The sequence below is a fragment of the Sphingomonas sp. PP-CC-1A-547 genome, assembly GCF_003610375.1.
In the GTDB taxonomy this organism is placed as follows: Bacteria; Pseudomonadota; Alphaproteobacteria; order Sphingomonadales; family Sphingomonadaceae; genus Sphingomonas.
Genome location: NZ_RAPZ01000010.1, coordinates 440,380 through 456,714 on the forward strand (window position 1 = coordinate 440,380; position 16,335 = coordinate 456,714).

19 protein-coding genes and 1 tRNA gene are annotated in these 16,335 nt (G+C 64.9%); 12 read left to right on the forward strand and 8 right to left on the reverse strand.

Annotation, left to right across the window (positions count from 1 at the left end; translation table 11 throughout):
* Positions 1-89 precede the first annotated feature (89 nt).
* The gene (locus C8J39_RS02780; protein WP_310793798.1) at positions 90-272 is read right to left on the reverse strand and encodes a hypothetical protein; all 183 of its coding nucleotides are present in this window, start codon (positions 270-272) and stop codon (positions 90-92) included.
* 53 nt (positions 273-325) lie between these two features.
* Entirely contained in the window at positions 326-1,042 is a 717-nt protein-coding gene (locus C8J39_RS02785) for a Crp/Fnr family transcriptional regulator (protein ID WP_120299691.1), read from the reverse strand.
* 131 nt (positions 1,043-1,173) lie between these two features.
* On the opposite strand from C8J39_RS02785, the gene gntA reads away from it, so the two are divergent.
* Positions 1,174-1,860, forward strand: a complete 687-nt coding sequence (gene gntA / locus C8J39_RS02790; protein WP_056051135.1) for a guanitoxin biosynthesis heme-dependent pre-guanitoxin N-hydroxylase GntA — start codon at positions 1,174-1,176, stop codon at positions 1,858-1,860.
* Complete coding sequence (locus tag C8J39_RS02795; RefSeq protein WP_056051138.1) at positions 1,853-2,440, forward strand: DUF1989 domain-containing protein; 588 nt, start codon at positions 1,853-1,855, stop codon at positions 2,438-2,440. Before gntA ends, C8J39_RS02795 begins: the two co-directional genes overlap by 8 nt.
* Before the next feature lie 4 nt (positions 2,441-2,444).
* On the opposite strand, the gene C8J39_RS02800 is transcribed toward C8J39_RS02795, so the two are convergent.
* The 3 genes from C8J39_RS02800 to C8J39_RS02810 form a co-directional block, all read right to left on the reverse strand.
* Positions 2,445-3,116, reverse strand: a complete 672-nt coding sequence (locus tag C8J39_RS02800) for a cell wall hydrolase (RefSeq protein ID WP_120299202.1) — start codon at positions 3,114-3,116, stop codon at positions 2,445-2,447.
* Positions 3,117-3,203: 87 nt separating this feature from the next.
* Positions 3,204-3,288, reverse strand: a tRNA-Leu gene (locus C8J39_RS02805).
* Between the two features lie 57 nt (positions 3,289-3,345).
* A complete protein-coding gene (locus C8J39_RS02810) occupies positions 3,346-4,854 on the reverse strand; it encodes a YifB family Mg chelatase-like AAA ATPase (RefSeq protein ID WP_120299203.1) in 1,509 nt (502 codons plus the stop codon).
* Positions 4,855-4,984: 130 nt separating this feature from the next.
* Between C8J39_RS02810 and C8J39_RS02815 the strand changes: the two genes are divergently transcribed.
* The 10 genes from C8J39_RS02815 (at position 4,985) to dapE (ending at position 13,337) form a co-directional block, all read left to right on the forward strand.
* Positions 4,985-5,287: a hypothetical protein gene (locus tag C8J39_RS02815; protein ID WP_243649698.1), complete on the forward strand. Its 303-nt coding sequence runs from the start codon at positions 4,985-4,987 to the stop codon at positions 5,285-5,287.
* An 87-nt stretch (positions 5,288-5,374) separates the two neighbouring features.
* Complete coding sequence (gene rpmH / locus C8J39_RS02820; protein WP_031393806.1) at positions 5,375-5,509, forward strand: 50S ribosomal protein L34; 135 nt, start codon at positions 5,375-5,377, stop codon at positions 5,507-5,509.
* A gap of 56 nt (positions 5,510-5,565) precedes the next feature.
* Entirely contained in the window at positions 5,566-5,922 is a 357-nt protein-coding gene (rnpA, locus tag C8J39_RS02825; protein WP_243649699.1) for a ribonuclease P protein component, read from the forward strand.
* Positions 5,923-6,126: 204 nt separating this feature from the next.
* Positions 6,127-6,372, forward strand: a complete 246-nt coding sequence (gene yidD, locus C8J39_RS02830; RefSeq protein ID WP_056062193.1) for a membrane protein insertion efficiency factor YidD — start codon at positions 6,127-6,129, stop codon at positions 6,370-6,372.
* Positions 6,369-8,078, forward strand: coding sequence for a membrane protein insertase YidC (yidC, locus tag C8J39_RS02835; RefSeq protein WP_120299205.1), 1,710 nt, complete (start codon positions 6,369-6,371; stop codon positions 8,076-8,078). Before yidD ends, yidC begins: the two co-directional genes overlap by 4 nt.
* Positions 8,079-8,137: 59 nt before the next feature.
* A complete protein-coding gene (gene yihA / locus C8J39_RS02840; protein WP_056487036.1) occupies positions 8,138-8,755 on the forward strand; it encodes a ribosome biogenesis GTP-binding protein YihA/YsxC in 618 nt (205 codons plus the stop codon).
* 188 nt (positions 8,756-8,943) lie between these two features.
* Positions 8,944-10,374, forward strand: a complete 1,431-nt coding sequence (locus C8J39_RS02845; protein ID WP_120299206.1) for a S41 family peptidase — start codon at positions 8,944-8,946, stop codon at positions 10,372-10,374.
* Positions 10,375-10,637: 263 nt separating this feature from the next.
* Positions 10,638-11,543 (forward strand): phosphatase PAP2 family protein, encoded by a 906-nt coding sequence (locus tag C8J39_RS02850; protein ID WP_243649700.1) that lies wholly within the window; start codon positions 10,638-10,640, stop codon positions 11,541-11,543.
* A 10-nt stretch (positions 11,544-11,553) separates the two neighbouring features.
* Positions 11,554-12,225 carry a glutathione S-transferase gene (locus C8J39_RS02855; RefSeq protein WP_120299208.1) on the forward strand — a complete coding sequence of 224 codons (672 nt, stop codon included), beginning with the start codon at positions 11,554-11,556 and terminating at the stop codon, positions 12,223-12,225.
* Entirely contained in the window at positions 12,222-13,337 is a 1,116-nt protein-coding gene (dapE, locus tag C8J39_RS02860; RefSeq protein WP_120299209.1) for a succinyl-diaminopimelate desuccinylase, read from the forward strand. The genes C8J39_RS02855 and dapE overlap by 4 nt, the downstream gene beginning before the upstream one ends.
* A gap of 219 nt (positions 13,338-13,556) precedes the next feature.
* Here dapE and C8J39_RS02865 read toward each other — a convergent pair whose 3' ends face one another.
* Genes C8J39_RS02865 through C8J39_RS02875 form a run of 3 tightly spaced genes read right to left on the reverse strand, consistent with a single transcriptional unit; the run spans position 13,557 to position 16,175 of the window.
* A complete protein-coding gene (locus C8J39_RS02865; protein WP_056062181.1) occupies positions 13,557-14,183 on the reverse strand; it encodes a Smr/MutS family protein in 627 nt (208 codons plus the stop codon).
* Complete coding sequence (locus tag C8J39_RS02870) at positions 14,158-15,519, reverse strand: murein transglycosylase A (protein WP_243649701.1); 1,362 nt, start codon at positions 15,517-15,519, stop codon at positions 14,158-14,160. The genes C8J39_RS02865 and C8J39_RS02870 overlap by 26 nt, the downstream gene beginning before the upstream one ends.
* 11 nt (positions 15,520-15,530) lie before the next feature.
* Complete coding sequence (locus tag C8J39_RS02875) at positions 15,531-16,175, reverse strand: Tim44/TimA family putative adaptor protein (protein ID WP_132833291.1); 645 nt, start codon at positions 16,173-16,175, stop codon at positions 15,531-15,533.
* Positions 16,176-16,335 lie beyond the last annotated feature (160 nt).

The following is a 16,335-nucleotide window of genomic DNA, read 5'->3' on the forward strand; positions in this document are numbered from 1 at the left end:
CAATGTACCGGGTAGCATAGTGATAAAGTTACGTAGCGGAAGGCGTACGCATTGATCAGCGCGTAGCGCCGGTCTTATGCGCCGTAAGATCAGTCGCCGGATCGCTCATCGCGAGGCTGGCTCGCAGCGACTTCCGCGGCCGCAATAAGCCTGCGCCCCGTCTCAGCGGCGGCCTGCGGTGTGAAGGTGATCGCCAAGCCATCGAGGCCGTCCAGCGTCACCAGCCCATTCTCGGCGGCGGCGATGCCTGCAATAGTTTCCGGCGTCATCATAGTCTCACTCCCCCGACCGTTGATCCTGCCAGGGGTTACGCGCCGGCTACCCGTCACTCACCCCTGGAACCGTAGAGATATTGTGGTTCAAATTCAGCAACGGCTGCAAGTGCCTTAGGATCCACGATATTTACCTCGCCTGCCTTGAACGTCAGCAGGTTTTTCTCGCGAAGCGCTCTCAACACGCGGTTCACATGAACGCCGGTCAACCCGGTCGCCTCTGCCAGATCTGGCTGCGTCATCGGCAGCATATAGCGTCCCTCCGCCGCCATCCCGATCATCTCCAGCCGTGCGTTCAGTTCGCAGAACAGATGCGCGATCCGCCCTTCCGCGCCGAGCCGTCCCAGTCGAAAGATCCACTCGCGGTGCATCGCCGCATCGAGCAGCGTGCTGAACCACAGTTTCTGCGTCAGGTGCGGATACCGCTCGGTGATCGACTGCAACGTACGGTGTTCGAAGCAGGCGATCTTCACGGGCCCCAGCGTCGCGATGTCGTGATCGAGCCGCTTCATCGGAAACGCGTGGAGGTCGACGAAATCACCGGGCACGTGCACCGCGACCAGCTGCCGCTGCCCCTCGCGGTCGTCCATGTAGCGACACACGAACCCCTCGATCAGCAGCGTGCTCGTCTCGATGAGGTCGCCCGCCCGGACGATCTGCTTGCGCCCGGGCACCTGCCGCACGGATTCGATGCCGTCCTCCAGCACCTGCTTTTCTTCGTTGCTCAACTCATGGCGACCACGGCCCATGAGGAATTTTTCCGAGATCATCGACACCCCTTCATCAACCGGCCTCGTACCGCCCTTGGCGATAGAAGAACAGATCGGGATTCGTACTGATCAATATCAAAGGTTATGTCGGGCGCGAAACATTGCCGCGGTTCGCGGGTTCCTCCCCGACCATGTACCAGCCAATTTTTCAGAACGACCACCCGCTCGCGCGCAAGTTCATCGAGACTGTGCAGGCGCCGCAATTCCCCTGCGTCGGCGCAAAATCGGCGCTCGCCAAGGGGCAGATGGACATTCTCGTCGCCCGCGACGTGCGATCCGCTTGGGATGACATGAGAATTTCTCCGGCGCTTGGCGAGACCGTCCGCAAATACCGCGAGGATCGCGCGATCTTCCGGACGCTTATCATATTGTTCGAAGCGCCTGCTTTGCTGTCTGAAGAAGAGTTCGAAGCCCATCTTTGGGCCCGGGCTCAGTCACTTAGCGACAAGGACGAGTGGCTCGGCTACCGTCCCGACCCGTCGGTTAGCAGTGATCCGGACGATCCGCATTTCTCGCTGAGCTTTGCTGGCGAGGCGTTTTTCGTCGTTGGCCTGCATCCGAACGCCAGCCGTCCGGCACGCAAGTTCGAATCGCCGGCAATGGTGTTCAACCTGCACGACCAGTTCGAGGTGCTGCGCGACCAGCAGCGCTACGACAAGTTGCGCTCGTCGATCCTCGCGCGCGACCTCGAATATGCCGGCTCGATGAACCCGATGCTGGCGCGCCACGGCGAATCGAGCGAAGCGCGACAATATAGCGGACGCGTCGTCGACGAATCCTGGAAATGTCCTTTCAAACGAGGCGAAGCACGTGGCTGACATCAAGACGATCCCGCCGCGTTCGGGGGCCGGGTTCACGCTCGACAAGGGGCAGACGCTCACCGTGATCGATCCGGAGGGCCGCCAGGTATCGGATCTGCTCGCCTACAATCGCGCCGACGTGCGTGAGGCGATCTCGTCGGGGCGGACGCTCGATTATGCGAGCCGGCTGTACCTGACGACCGGCGACCTGCTCTATTCGAACCGCAGCAACGTGATGCTGGAGATCGTTTCGGACGATGTCGGCCGGCATGATTTCCTGCTGACGCCGTGTTCGAAGGAAACCTTCGCGATCATCTACGGCGATACCGATCCGCATCGCGGCTGCTTCGGCAATCTTGCTGAGGCGCTCGCGCCTTGGGACATCGAGCCGGACCAGATCCCGGTCGCGTTCAACTGCTTCATGAACGTGCCGATCAATGGCGAGACGGGCACGTTCACGGTCGAACCGCCGCTGAGCAAGGCGGGCGACACGATCGTCTTCCGCGCTGCGATGGACCTCGTGATCGGCATGACTGCGTGTTCGGCGCTGCAATCCAACGGCGGCAGCTTCAAGCCGATCCAGTACAGGATCGACTAAGCGCTCAACGGCGCTGATAGAAGATGTGCGACTCGACGGTCGCCACCTTGACGAGCGAACTGCGCCAGTACGGCACTAGCCAGTCGGTATGGTAATGCGTCGCGCGGCCGACAGGTGCGTAGACGTAGCCGTTCATCGCCCGCCGTGCCGCGTGTCGCGCCTGTTCCCAGCCGTCATGCTCGGGCCGCCGTGTCTGCGAGCCGTCGCAGGTGAACGAGAACTGGCATCCCGTCTTGCGATTCGCGCCTTGGTAGACGACCCCACAGACCGTCTTGGGGAAGCCACGCGCGCCGACCCGGTTGAGCACGACCTGGATGACCGCGCGCTGGGCGTCGCGATCGGTACCGGCTTCATAGAGCGCGACCGTGGCGAGGCATTCGGTCGCCTGGAGGTGCGCCGCAGGACCGCCGCGAAACCGGAACGGCTCCGCGCGCTTGCGTTTGTCGGCAACGATCGGGACCAGCGCATTGGACGCCCGCGCCTGGGCCATCGTCAGCCGGGGCTTGCGGTGATCCGTGGTGGTTTCGGTCGGCCAAGGCAGATCGGTCAGCGACCCGAATATCGCCGCGAACGCGACCACGGCGCCGAGCAGGAGAAGCCAATGCTCGGACGATGGCCTCAGCCCGGATCGATTGCGCCGCCGCGATGAGACATATCGGGCCGGTCGCTTCGCCATCCCGCGTCCTTACCGGCGAAATTTTCGCAAGGAAACGATCACTATGTTGCTCTCCCCGAAGGTCGACGCGCGATCGGTGAGAAGAGATGGTGCCCCTGGCCGGAATCGAACCAGCATGCCTTGCGGCAACCGATTTTGAGTCGGTCGCGTCTACCAATTTCGCCACAGGGGCAGCGGCGGGTTGGCTAGACGAAGCTTTCGTCCGCCGCAAGCAGGTTTAGTTGTGCCTTTAATTGCGGGGCGGCTGGCGGCGGTAGCTTAGCGCTTCGGCAATGTGGATACGGCCGACCGTCTCGCTGCCCGCCAGATCGGCGATGGTGCGAGCGACGCGGAGGATGCGGGTGTAGCCGCGCGCGGTCAAACGCATCGCTTCGGCGGCCTGAGCGAGGAGTTTGCGACCGGCTTCGTCGGGCGTGGCGACGGCGTCGAGCAACGCGCCATCCGCCTCCGCGTTCGTGCGTACCGGGTGGTCGCGGTATCGCTCGGTCTGGATCGCCCGGGCGGCGGAAACGCGGGCGGAAACCTCTGCCGAGCCTTCGGTCGGCGGCGGCAGAATCAGGTCGGCGGCGCTGACCGCCTGGACGTCGAGGTGCAGGTCGATTCGGTCGAGTAGCGGACCCGACACCTTCGCCTGATAGTCTGCCGCGCATTTCGGGGCTCTCGCGCAGGCGAGGCTTGCGTCGCCGAGGTGGCCGCACCGACACGGGTTCATCGCGGCGATCAACTGTACGCGCGCAGGAAAGGTGACGTGCGCGTTGGCACGGGCGACGCTGACCGTGCCCGTCTCAAGCGGTTGGCGCAGCGAATCGAGGACGGCGCGCTGGAACTCCGGGAGTTCGTCGAGGAAGAGTACGCCGAGATGTGCGAGGCTGACCTCCCCCGGCTTCACCTTCAGCCCGCCCCCGGTGAGTGCCGCCATAGACGCAGAATGGTGTGGAGCACGAAACGGACGCGTGCGGGTCATGCGCCCACCGGAGAGCGTGCCGGCCACCGATTGGACCATCGACACCTCGAGCGCTTCGGCGGGGTCGAGCGGTGGCAGGATACCGGGGAGGCAGGAGGCCATCAGCGACTTGCCGGAACCCGGCGGGCCTACCATCAGCAAGTTATGCGATCCGGCAGCGGCGATCTCCAGCGCGCGCTTGGCGGTCTCCTGCCCCTTAACCTGCCGCAGGTCCGGACCGTGGTCGGCGTGTTCGGCTATGCCGGGCTTGGGTGGGCTGAGCAGGCCGTGGCCCTTGAAGTGGTTGAGCAGCGACAAAAGATCAGGCGCGGCGATGACTTCGATCTCGCCAGCCCATGCTGCTTCCGAGCCTTGCGCCGCCGGGCAGACGAGCCCCTTCCCCACTTCCGACGCATGCAGCGCCGCCAGCAGCACGCCCGGCGAGGCGGTGATCCGCGCGTCGAGCCCGAGCTCGCCAACGATCACGTAATCGGCCAGCGCTTCGGCATCGACCACGCCCATCGCTGCCAGCAACGCCAGCGCGATAGGAAGATCGAAATGCGATCCTTCTTTCGGCAGATCGGCGGGCGACAGGTTCACCGCGATGCGCTTCGGCGGCAGCGACAGCCCCATCCCGGCGATCGCTCCACGCACGCGTTCGCGACTTTCGCCGACCGCCTTGTCCGCGAGGCCCACGACGTTGAACGCGGGAAGTCCTGGAATCAGTTGGACTTGCACCTCGACCGCTCGCGCTTCGAGTCCCAGATACGCCACCGTCGCTACGATCGCCGCCATGTCCGCTCCCCCGCGACACGACGTCACGCCTTATTCATACCCGATTTGCCATGTCTGCAAGGATGGGCGGCACGGAACTCTCCGATCACGCCGTCTTGCGAACCTAATACACCGGACCCACATGCCTTCCGTGAAAGCAGTCCGCTCCCCCGTCCTTCGCTTCGGCCAGTTGGTGCTCGGGATAGTGTTGATCCTGAGTGCGCCCTTGCTCGCGCCACTGCCGGGGCCTGCGGGGATATTCCTGTTCGCGGGCGGGATGGTCCTCATCCTGCGCAACTCGCGCTGGGCGCGGCTCAAATGGGCGCGGCTGAAGCGCCGGTGGCCACGAACCGGGCATTTCGTCGATCGGATGATGCGACGCCAGAGCGCGATGCGGCGGCACGAGCGCGCCAAGGCTGCCAAAAACACGACCGTTACGACGGGTGCGAATTGACTTACCGCCGCCCTTTCCTTAAGCGCCCAGCCATCAAGGCCGTCCCCGTGGCGGCCGTTTTCTATTTGATGACCTAGGGAATGACCAATGAAGCGGACCTTTCAGCCGAGCAACCTGGTACGCGCACGCCGTCATGGCTTCCGCGCACGGATGGCGACGGTCGGCGGCCGGGCAGTGATCCACGCACGCCGCGCTCGCGGTCGCAAGAAGCTGTCGGCCTAACTATCCTCGACAAACGCCGCGATTTTCTCGCGGCGAATGCGGGGAAGCGCGCACCGATGCCAGGATTCGTCCTGCTCATGCGCCCCCGCGATGATGGTGACGAGACGATGCGAATCGGCTTCACCGTCACCAAGAAGATCGGCAACGCCGTCGTCCGGAACCGCATGAAACGGCGGTTGCGGGCGTTGGCGCGTGAGCTGTTGGCGGAGCGCGGCGTTGCTGGGGCCGATCATGTGTTGATCGGGCGTAACGGCGGCGTCGAGCGGGATTACGCTTTGTTGCGGACCGAGCTCGGCAAGGCGTTGCGCAAGGTTACGCCTCAATTGCCTGCTACCTCGGTAGCGAACACCACCAGTGCTGCGAACCCCTCCACCCCGGCGAAGGCCGGGGCCCAGGTGGGAAAGCGGCCGTGATGCAGCACCGCCCTTCGTCAGCTACGTTCCCCAACTGGGCCCCGGCCTTCGCCGGGGTGGTAGCAAGCGTGGGACAACGCGGTTGCGAGTTCCAACTTACCGTTATCCCCCGCTCCTTGTTCTCCCGCGAATGCGAGAGCCCAGTCTGGGTCCCCGCCTTCGCGGGGAAACAATCTTGCGGCGTGAGCGAGCGTCGGTTTTGACATGCTAGCCCGCCTCCTCATCCTCCTCGCCCGCGGTTGGCAACTCGGGCCCTCGCTCGTCTTGCCGTCGAGTTGCCGCTACGATCCTTCGTGTTCCGCCTATGCAATCGAGGCCGTTGGGCGCTATGGCGCGCTCAAGGGGGGCTGGTTGGCGGCGAAGCGTATCGCGCGGTGCCATCCGTGGGGCGGGTACGGCCCCGATCCGGTCCCAGATATCGACAAGAAACTGAAAGACGCCGCCCTGTGAAAGACGACAAGCAGAATTTCGTGCTGTTCGCGGTGATCGCGGCGCTGATCCTGTTCGGATGGCCGCTGATCCAGGGCAAGTTCTTCCCGACCGCGAATCCGCCGGTCACGCGGATCGAGGGCGGCAAGACCAAGGCCGTCGCGAACCCAGCGGCCGATCCGGCCGCGGACGGTGCCGCCGCGATCGGCGATCGCAACGCCGTGATCGCCAGCACCCCGCGCATCCGTATCGAGACGCCACGCGTGTCCGGCTCGATCAACCTGAAGGGCGCGCGGATCGATGATCTCGTGCTCAAGGGCTATGACGAGACGGTCGCGAAGAACTCGCCGCCGATCCGCCTGCTCTCGCCCGCCGGCGCACCCGACGCGTATTTCGCAAGCTTCGGCTGGCGTGCACAGGGCCTCGCCCCGCCTGCCGCCGACGCGGTATGGACGCCCTCGGGCGCGACCACGCTGACGCCGACCACGCCGGTCACGCTCGACGCGACCAACGCCACCGGGCAACGGTTTCGCATCCAGATCGCCGTCGACCAGGATTACATGTTCACGGTCCGCCAGACCGTCCTCAACGCCGGCACCGCGCCCGTCCCCGTCGCCACTTATGGTCTCGTCAACCGGGTCGGCATCTCGAAGGATCCGTCGTCGATGACGATCCATGTCGGGCCGATGTCGGTCGACAATGGCGGCGCGCATTACCGTCCGAACTACAAGGACATCGACGAGGCCGCGCAGAAGTTCACGACGACCGGCGGCTGGCTCGGCTTCACCGATAAATACTGGCTGACCGCGATCATCCCGGACCAGGGTCAGGCGTTCGACGGCCAGTTCCGCGCCGGCGCCAACAAGGCGTACCAGGCCGACTACGCGCTCCAGCCCAAGCAGGTCGCACCGGGCCAGTCGATCACGCAAGTCTCGCGCTTCTTCGCTGGCGCGAAGGAAGTCCGCCTGCTCGATCGCTACACCGACCAGGCCGGCGGCGTCGCCAAGCTCGATTATGCGATCGACTGGGGCTGGTTCCGGATCGTCGAGAAGCCGATCTTCTATTATCTCGACTGGCTGTTCCGCATGGTTGGCAACTTCGGCGTCGCGATCATCCTGCTGACCGTGACGATCCGCGGCCTGCTGTTCCCGATTGCTCAGCGCCAGTTCAAGTCGATGGCCGCGATGCGCGCGGTCCAGCCGAAGATGAAGCTGCTGCAGGAGAAGTATAAGGACGACAAGGTCCGCATGCAGCAGGAAGTGATGGCGCTCTACAAGGCGGAGAAGGTCAATCCGCTCGCGGGCTGCGCGCCGACCTTGCTCCAGATCCCGATTATGTACGCGCTATACAAGGTGTTGATGCTGACGATCGAGATGCGTCACCAGCCGTTCGTCGCGTGGATCAAGGATCTGTCCGCGCCCGATCCGCTGACGCCGCTCAACCTGTTCGGCCTGCTGTCGTTCACGCCGCCGCACATGATCGCGATCGGCGTCGTGCCGATCATCCTGGGCATCAGCATGTACTTCCAGTTCAAGCTGAACCCGACGCCGATGGACGACACGCAGAAGCAGGTCTTCAAGCTGCTGCCATGGGTGCTGATGTTCGTGATGGCGCCGTTCGCGGTCGGCCTTCAGGTGTACTGGATCACGTCGAACTGCCTGACGATCATCCAGCAGAAGCTGTTGTACGCCCGCCATCCGGGCCTGAAAGTGCCGGTGACCAAGTGAACGACGTTCCCAACTTAGGCCCCGACCTCGAGCAGACGGACGCGCCGTTCACGCCGGAGATGCTGGAGCATGCGCGAAAGCTTTTCGCGGGGCATGTCGGCTTCCTGAAGTCGGCGCCCACGCTCGAATTCCTGCCCGACGCGTCGGTGCCGGAAGTGGCGTTCGCCGGTCGCTCGAACGTCGGCAAGTCGTCGCTGTTGAACGCACTCACGGGGCGCAACTCGATGGCGCGCACGTCGAACACGCCGGGCCGTACGCAGGAGCTGAACTTCTTCGACGTCGGCGCCCCGCTCGCGTTTCGCCTCGTCGACATGCCCGGCTACGGGTTCGCCAAGGCGCCCAAGGACGTCGTCAAGAAATGGCGCTTCCTGATCAACGACTTCCTGCGCGGGCGTGACGTTCTCAAGCGCGCGCTCGTGCTGATCGACTCGCGCCACGGCATCAAGGACGTCGACCGCGAGATCCTCGAGATGCTCGACAAGGCCGCGGTCAGCTACCGCATGGTCCTGACCAAGGCGGACAAGATCAAGGCGTCCGAACTCGTCGAGGTCACCGAACGCACGGCCGCGGAGGCCCGCAAGCGGCCGGCTGCACATCCCGACATCCTCGTCACGTCGAGCGAATACGGCATGGGCATTCCCGAACTCCGCGCGGCGGTGGTCGAAGCGGTCAGCTAGCGGTCTGAGCCTGCAAACTCGCGCCTTTCCTACCCCGTCATAATGACGCTGGCAGGTATACTGTCAGCCGCCCCGCCAAAATCCGCCGACATCGGATCAATCTTCGATTTCCCGCTGGCATCGCCCGACTAATTCCGTAACCTTCAAGAAACGGGGGAGATGACGCGGTGCGGGCACGGTTCGGGACAATGCTGGCGATAGCTGCGATGCTGTCGGGCTGCGGAGGTAGCGACGGCAACACGAACTCGGCCGGTGGTGGTGCCGGGGGCACCATTGGCGTTACGCCGACACCCACGCCGACCGCAACCGCGGGCTGCTCGTTGCGCGAGCGCCAGGATTGGGCTGCCGCGCAGCTTCGCGAATGGTATCTGTTCCCCGATACGCTGCCTGCGACCTTGAGCCCTGCGGGGTACACGACAGTCGGCGACTATATCAACGCGCTGACCGCGACCGCTCGAGCGCAGCGCAAGGATCGGTTCTTCACCTACCTGACGTCGATCAACGAAGAGAACGCCTATTACGCCTCGGGATCGAGCGCTGGTTTCGGCATTCGGTTCGCGCTCGACCAGACCGGCCAGCGCCTGTTCGCAGCCGAGTCGTTCGAAGGCGCGCCCGCTCTCGCCGCGGGGATCGACCGCGGTGCCGAGATCCTCGCGATCGGTACGACATCGAGCAACCTGCGGACCGTCAGCGCCATCATCAGTGCCGAGGGCACGGCCGGGCTGACTACCGCATTCGGTCCCGACGCGACCGGTACGGCGCGCGTTTTTCGTGTCTCGGACGCTGCCGGTACGCGGGACGTGACCGTCGCCAAGGCCGACTTCTCGCTGCTGCCGGTCTCGTCGCGGTACGGCGCGAAGATCATCGACGATGGCGGCCAGCGCGTCGGTTACATCAACCTGCGCACGTTCATCTCCACCGCCGAACCCGCGCTAAAAACAGCGTTCGCGAATTTCCGTGCGCAGGGCGTTACGAAGGTCATCATCGACCTGCGCTACAATGGCGGTGGCCTCGTCGTGACGTCGGAGTATCTCGGCGACCTCCTTGGTGGGGGGCGATCAACGTCCGAGGTGTTCGACTATACGACGTTCCGCACGGAGAAGGCCTCGAACAACGAGACTCGCTTCTTCGCACCGCAACCCGAGTCTATCGCGCCGACGCGGATCGCATTCATCGGCAGCGGCGGTACCGCATCGGCGAGCGAACTTTTGATCAATGCGTTCACGCCGTATCTGCACGGCAATTCCGCGCTGATCGGGACGAACACCTACGGCAAGCCCGTCGGCCAGATCGCCCTCGACAAGCCCGCCTGCGACGATCGTCTGCGTGTCATCGCGTTCGCGACGCAGAATGCGGCGCGCAACGGCAATTACTTCGATGGTTTGGCGTCGACCGTCGAGGCGACCTGTCGCGCGGCGGATGATATCAGCTTCCCGCTCGGCGACGCACGCGAGGCGTCCACCCGTCGCGCGCTCGACTTCCTGGCGGGCCGCAGCTGCTCGGCGATCACCAGCGATGTCAGCGCGCAGTCGGCACGGACTACGGCGAGCACCCGCCAGGACTTGCTGATTCCCGCAGCGCCGACCACTGCGCAACGGATGGTTCCTGGCTCGTTCTAAAGCCGGCGACCGAGACCGTGAAACCGCAGCTATAGCGGGCGTCGTCCTACGGCAGGGCGACACTCGTCGTTCGTTACCGTTCAGCCAAGCGAAAGCCGATCCAGCCGACGAGGGTCACTTGTTCCCCCGTATGTGATACGCGTTCGCCGACCATGAATGACGTTTCGATTGCAACTACCCCGCGGCTGCCCGCTGACATCCACCGCGGGGAGCTGCCCGCACACGATAGCGTGCCCGATTATGGATGGTGGATCGGAGGTGGGATGATCCTCAGCCTAGCGATGTTGACCGTGATGATGCACGTCGCCGGCCTATCGATCGATCCGTACGACGCCGACAACATGCCATTCTACGTAAGCGGCGTCGTCCTGCTGGCGTTGCGCTTCGGCCTTCGCGACCGCCCCTGGCGTCATGCGCGCGCGGTCGCTGACTGCGCAGAATATTACGGCGTCTTCACCATGCTGGCACTGATGGGCGCGGTGGCGAGCTATCCGGTCGCGGCGCTGACGCATGGGTTTCACGATGCAGCACTCCAACGGATCGACGCCCTGCTGCATTTCGACTGGCTCGCCTGGTATCGACTTGTCGCCGCAACGCCGATCCTGCAAACGCTTGGTCTGGCTGCGTATCGCAGCATCTACCTGACGCCCGCGATCCTGTTCGCTACCTTCGCGTTGACCGGCGACCGGGTGGCGGCGCACCGTTTCCTCGCGACATTCTGGCTTACTGCAGTCGGCACGTTGATTCTCTACGCCTTCATGCCGGCGATCGGTCCGTTCTCGTATCTGTGGCATCAACCAATCGCTTATATGCCCGAGAGCGAGCAATGGCAGCATGGGCTGATACCTGCACTCCGCGATTACAGCGTGCGGGTGGTCGACCTCGGCCATCTGCGCGGCATCGTATCGGCACCGAGCTTCCATGCCGCCGCCGCAACGCTCTACATCAATGCGGCGTGGCGCATGCCGCGGCTGCGCTGGCCGGTGCTCGCCCTTAATGCGGCAATGCTGTTGGCGACACCCGTCGAGGGCACGCATTACCTGATCGACATCCTGCTCGGCACGATCGTCGCGTTGGCTGCGATCGCGACGCTGCACCGTCTCATGCCGCGTAGCATCGCGCGCCAGCCCGTTGCCAACCACGTTGCCGCGGCCCGCCTGCCCCGCTAGTCCAACGCTCATGAAACTGATCATCGGCAACAAGGCCTATTCGTCCTGGTCGCTTCGCGGCTGGCTCGCCTGCAAACAATCCGGGCTTCCGTTCGAGGAGGTGGTCGTGCCGATGTACGACTCGGACTGGGAAAAGCGCCGTTCGGGTGACGAGTTCGCGCCGTCGTCGGGCAAGGTGCCGATCCTGTGGGACGGCGACGCGGTGGTATGGGACAGTCTGGCGATCGTCGACTATCTCGCCGACAAGGTCGGGCGCGAACGCTTCTGGCCCAAGGATAATGCCGCACGCGCGATGGCGCGGTCGATGGCAGCCGAGATGCATTCGAGCTTTGCCGCGCTGCGTCGCAAGCACAGCATGAACGTGCGCCAAGTGTTTCCGGCAAGCACGCCGGACGACGACGTGCTTCTCGAGCTGCAGCGGGTCATGGAGATCTGGGCACAGGCTCGTGCACGATTCGGTGGCGGCGGCGATTTTCTGTTCGGCCAGTTCGGTGCGGCGGACATCATGTTTGCGCCGTTGGTGACGAGGATCGTCACGTACCAGCTGCCGATCGCGCGGTTTGCGGCCGGGTATATGCAGGCGATGTTCGAGCATCCGTTCATGCAGGACTGGATCGCGGCGGCGCAGGAAGAGGAATGGGTCCTCGAACAATTCGAGCAGCCGGTGCCCGCGACCGCATGATCGACCCGGTCGCGCTAACCCAGGCGTTGCTCCGCGCGGATAGCGTCACGCCTGCGCGGGGCGCGGTGTTCGATGTGCTGGAGACGGCGCTGGTCCCACTGGGATTTGCGGTCGATCGGTTCACGGTCGGCGAAGCGCCCGACGGCCCGGTCGAGAATCTGCTGGCCGTGCGCGGCGATGGACCGCGGCATCTGGCGTTTGCCGGCCACGTGGACGTCGTCCCCCCTGGCGGAGGTTGGACCGGGTCGCCCTGGTCCGGCGAGATTCGCGACGGACTGCTCTACGGACGCGGCGCGGTCGACATGAAGGGTGCAGTCGCAGCCTTCGTGGCCGCCGCGAGCCGGAGCGATGCCGGAACGCTCTCGCTCATCATCACTGGTGATGAAGAGGGACCCGCGACGTACGGCACCGTCGCGCTGATGGAGCGGATGGCGTCGCGGGGCGTCGTGCCCGACCTGTGTCTGGTGGGTGAACCGACCTCGACCGCGCGGCTGGGCGACATGGTGAAGATCGGGCGGCGCGGTTCGGTCAATATCTGGATCGAGGTGCCGGGGCGTCAGGGACATGTCGCCTACCCCCATCTCGCCGACAATCCGATCCCCCGGTTGATCGCCATCCTTGCGGAGATCGAAGGCGTGGTGTTGGACGAGGGCACCGACTGGTTCCAGCCGTCCAACATAGAGGTTACCGACATCACCGTCGGCAACCCGGCGCACAACGTCATTCCCGCCAAGGCTTCCGCGCGGTTGAGCATCCGGTTCAACGATCGCCACCGCGGGGCGGACCTGATCGAGCATATCCGCGCGATCGCCGAGCGTCATGCGCCCGGCGTGGTGGTGACGGGCAAGGTGTCGGGCGAAGCGTTTCTTACCGAGCCGGGTGCGTTCTCGACGCTGTTGTCGGACGCCATCGTGGGCGCGACCGGGGTCACCCCGGAACTGTCGACCACCGGGGGCACGTCTGACGCGCGCTTCCTGTCGAAGCTTTGCCCGGTGGTGGAATTCGGGTTGATCAATGCGACGATGCACAAGGTCGATGAGGCCGTCGCGGTCGAGGACTTGCGGACGCTGACGGATATCTATGCGAATGTGATCTCGCGGGCGCTCGACTAGCGCCCCTCACTGGAAGGGAGTAGTTGGGGCGGGTGGGCCCGCTTGAGCCGCACGGTACGCAATCGTGGAAGCCTACCCACCCCCTGCCCCTCCCTTTCAGGGAGGGGGGAAGTAGATGTGCTGCGATGTGCTCAAACTCACCGGCCTTGCGATCAGCCTACAATTACCAAACTGAGGTAACAATCGTTAGGGCCGGACCTCACGAATCCAAACCCAGAGCTAGTCCCGTCCGCGCCTTAGGACGATGTAGAGCGCGCCCTGCCCGCCGTGTCGCGGATGCGCGCCACGTACCGCAGCGATCGAGTCGGCATGTCGCGAGCCGGCCAGCCAGTCGGCGACTGCGGACCGGATGGCGCCTCTCGCGTGCGGGCGTTCGCTTTCGGGGCGGGGCGGCTTGCCCGTCACCAGCAGCAATACGCGGTCGCCGCGCGCGATCGCCCGGCCCAGGCCAACGTCGAGCAGCGCATGGGCAGACGCCAGCGTGTGGCCGTGCAGGTCGATCGAGCTGTCGGGACTCACCACACCCCGCGTGAGCCTCTTGTCCCAGCCGCCATCCAGCGTGTTGGCCGTGATCGGTTTGGCTACAGGCCGGGCGACCACGGGCTTGGCCCCCGCCCGCGCCGCGTACGGCGTGACCACAGTACGGACGAGCGGCTTTACCCGCCCCATCGGCGCAGGCGGTGCGGGCACGATCTTGCCGTTGGGACCGATGATCGGCTTGGGTGGAGGCGGCAGCGGCGGCGCGCGCTCCGGGATCCGCACGGCGACCGCACGCATCGGACGCACGCTCGCCATCACGCGCGCCCAGAGCTGCGCCTCATCAGGGTTGAGCGGACGGCCCGCCATATCGCGCCCCATTCGCTTGGCCGTTCAGGCGCGCCACGGTGCCGATCGGCAGAAGCAGGTACGCGGTGCCGCGTCCGGCCATGCCGCCGGCGGTCGCTTCGGCGGCCGCGCCAGCACCCCAGAACGTGTCGAAACGATTGCTGCCCTTGATCGCGCCGCCGGTATCCTGCGCAATCCACAAGCCGCTCGCGTCCTGCCGGTCGAGCGACAGGAACACCGGCGCGCCGAGCGGCACGAACTTGACGTCGGCGGCCGCACTCACCTGACCGGTGACCGGCAAGCCGAGTGCCCCCAGAGGTGCGCCCTCGAGTTCGCGGAAGAACACGAAGCTCTTGTTCTCGCGCATGATCGCCTGCCCCTCGGCCGGATGCGCGTGGAGCCATGCGACGATGCCCTGCATCGAGGTCTGGCCCGCCTGGAGCAACCCGCGCGACTTCATCAGCGCGCCGATACCGGTATAGTCGCGACCGTTCTGCGTCGCATAGCCGATCCGGAGTATCTCGCCGTCAGGCAACCGCAGCCGTCCCGAACCCTGGATCTGTAGGAAGAACAGCTCGACCGGATCGCGCGCCCAGGCGAGGATCGGCGCACGCCCGGAGATCGCGCCCTGCTCGATCGCAGTACGGTCGTAATAGGGCACAAGGTTACTGCGATCGACGCGACCGCGAATCTTCTTGCCCTTGAGACTGGTCGAGAATGTGCCGAGATCGACGTCGATAAGGTCGTTCGGACGTGCATAGATAGGCGCATAGCCGTCACGCCGCTCCAGCGAGCCAGCGATCTCGGGCTCGTAATATCCCGTCGCGAACGCCTTGCCGTCGCCGATCTGCGCGGCCTCGAACCATTGCGCGAAGAACGTCCGAGCATTGCGGCGATCGGTCGATGCCGCTGCGGTACAGGCCGGCTGCCAATCCGCGCCGCGCGTCAGCCCGGACGTGTCGTTACGACGCACCAGCGACGGACAACTCGTGACGAACGCCGCGAACGCCGCTTGCGCCTGCGCATCGTCGATCGGAAGGCTCGCAATCGGTGGACCGGCGATCACGCCCGCAGCGGCGGCATTCACAGGTTCGACCGCCGGGACGACCGGCGATGCGAGCATTGGTACCGCACCGACAATCCGGGCGGGCGACTGAATCCCGCGAATGTTAGGGGATGCACCGGTATCGCGCGACGGATGCACGCGAACGGGTTCGTTTGATCGATCATCCGACCGCTCGTCTGTCCTGTCCACCGGTGGCGGACCCGATCGTGGCGGTTCGACACCACCGACACACGCGCTCAACAGCGTCGCCATCAGCATCGGCAGTCCGAGACCGCCGAGCCTTCCCCCCATGCCCCGACCCATCAGGCTTCGTCGGTGTCCGCAAGCTTCCAGTTCGGATCGCTGCTCTTGAGCGTCCGAGCGAACGTCCAGACGTCGTGCGTCTCAACCGCGTCGGTCAACGACCCAGCGAGGACATTGCCCTCCGCATCCCGCGTGACGGCCGCGATGTCCGCGTCGAACCGGACTGTGATACGCGCCTCGCGTCCCGTAAGAGTTGCATCCGCGATCAGCGCGCGCTCGATCGACACGAGACGGTTGTCGAGCACTTCCCCAGCCTCGCGCCGCGCTTCGATCGCCTCGACGAACGCCGCGCGGACATCGTCGACGGCGAGATCGGCCAGCGCGTCCTCGTCACCCTTCCAGAAGGCTTCGAGCACCATGCGGTACGCGGCCTGCGCACCTTCTAGAAAGCGCGCGACATCGAAACCGGGCTCGCCGGCGACGATCGCCCGCAGACCAGGCTCCGCCTTGGGCTCCAAGTTGCGATTGGCGACTTCGCGCGCATCGGGAACCGCCTCGACGGTTCGCGGCACGGCGGCGAGCGCAGGACGGTCCTCGGCCGCACGCGGCAGGGGCTGCTCATGCCCCGTCCGCTTGCCGAGCACGCTGTAGAGTCGCATCGCCAAGAAGCCTGCAACCATCGCGAGAAGAACTACGTAAAACAACCGTGCCTCCGATCTTCGCTTCAACATAGGGCAAACCCGCAGCTATTCAAACCCGCGCCCGTTGAAACGCCCCTTCGGCACTGCTACTCGCACCACCTCGATCGAACAGAACGCGCAAGCGGTCCGCTTCGGTCCCAATTTTCCGCTTATTCTCTAAGGA

Excerpts from the sequence above, each read along its gene's own strand:
- C8J39_RS02780 (WP_310793798.1), bottom strand. The coding sequence starts at position 272 with ATGATGACGCCGGAAACTATTGCAGGCATCGCCGCCGCCGAGAATGGG.
- C8J39_RS02785 (WP_120299691.1), bottom strand. The coding sequence starts at position 1,042 with ATGATCTCGGAAAAATTCCTCATGGGCCGTGGTCGCCATGAGTTGAGC.
- gntA (WP_056051135.1), top strand. The coding sequence starts at position 1,174 with ATGTACCAGCCAATTTTTCAGAACGACCACCCGCTCGCGCGCAAGTTC.
- C8J39_RS02800 (WP_120299202.1), bottom strand. The coding sequence starts at position 3,116 with ATGGCGAAGCGACCGGCCCGATATGTCTCATCGCGGCGGCGCAATCGA.
- C8J39_RS02810 (WP_120299203.1), bottom strand. The coding sequence starts at position 4,854 with ATGGCGGCGATCGTAGCGACGGTGGCGTATCTGGGACTCGAAGCGCGA.
- rpmH (WP_031393806.1), top strand. The coding sequence starts at position 5,375 with ATGAAGCGGACCTTTCAGCCGAGCAACCTGGTACGCGCACGCCGTCAT.
- rnpA (WP_243649699.1), top strand. The coding sequence starts at position 5,566 with ATGCCAGGATTCGTCCTGCTCATGCGCCCCCGCGATGATGGTGACGAG.
- yidD (WP_056062193.1), top strand. The coding sequence starts at position 6,127 with ATGCTAGCCCGCCTCCTCATCCTCCTCGCCCGCGGTTGGCAACTCGGG.
- yihA (WP_056487036.1), top strand. The coding sequence starts at position 8,138 with ATGCTGGAGCATGCGCGAAAGCTTTTCGCGGGGCATGTCGGCTTCCTG.
- C8J39_RS02845 (WP_120299206.1), top strand. The coding sequence starts at position 8,944 with ATGCTGGCGATAGCTGCGATGCTGTCGGGCTGCGGAGGTAGCGACGGC.
- C8J39_RS02850 (WP_243649700.1), top strand. The coding sequence starts at position 10,638 with ATGATCCTCAGCCTAGCGATGTTGACCGTGATGATGCACGTCGCCGGC.
- C8J39_RS02855 (WP_120299208.1), top strand. The coding sequence starts at position 11,554 with ATGAAACTGATCATCGGCAACAAGGCCTATTCGTCCTGGTCGCTTCGC.
- dapE (WP_120299209.1), top strand. The coding sequence starts at position 12,222 with ATGATCGACCCGGTCGCGCTAACCCAGGCGTTGCTCCGCGCGGATAGC.
- C8J39_RS02865 (WP_056062181.1), bottom strand. The coding sequence starts at position 14,183 with ATGGCGGGCCGTCCGCTCAACCCTGATGAGGCGCAGCTCTGGGCGCGC.
- C8J39_RS02870 (WP_243649701.1), bottom strand. The coding sequence starts at position 15,519 with ATGGGGGGAAGGCTCGGCGGTCTCGGACTGCCGATGCTGATGGCGACG.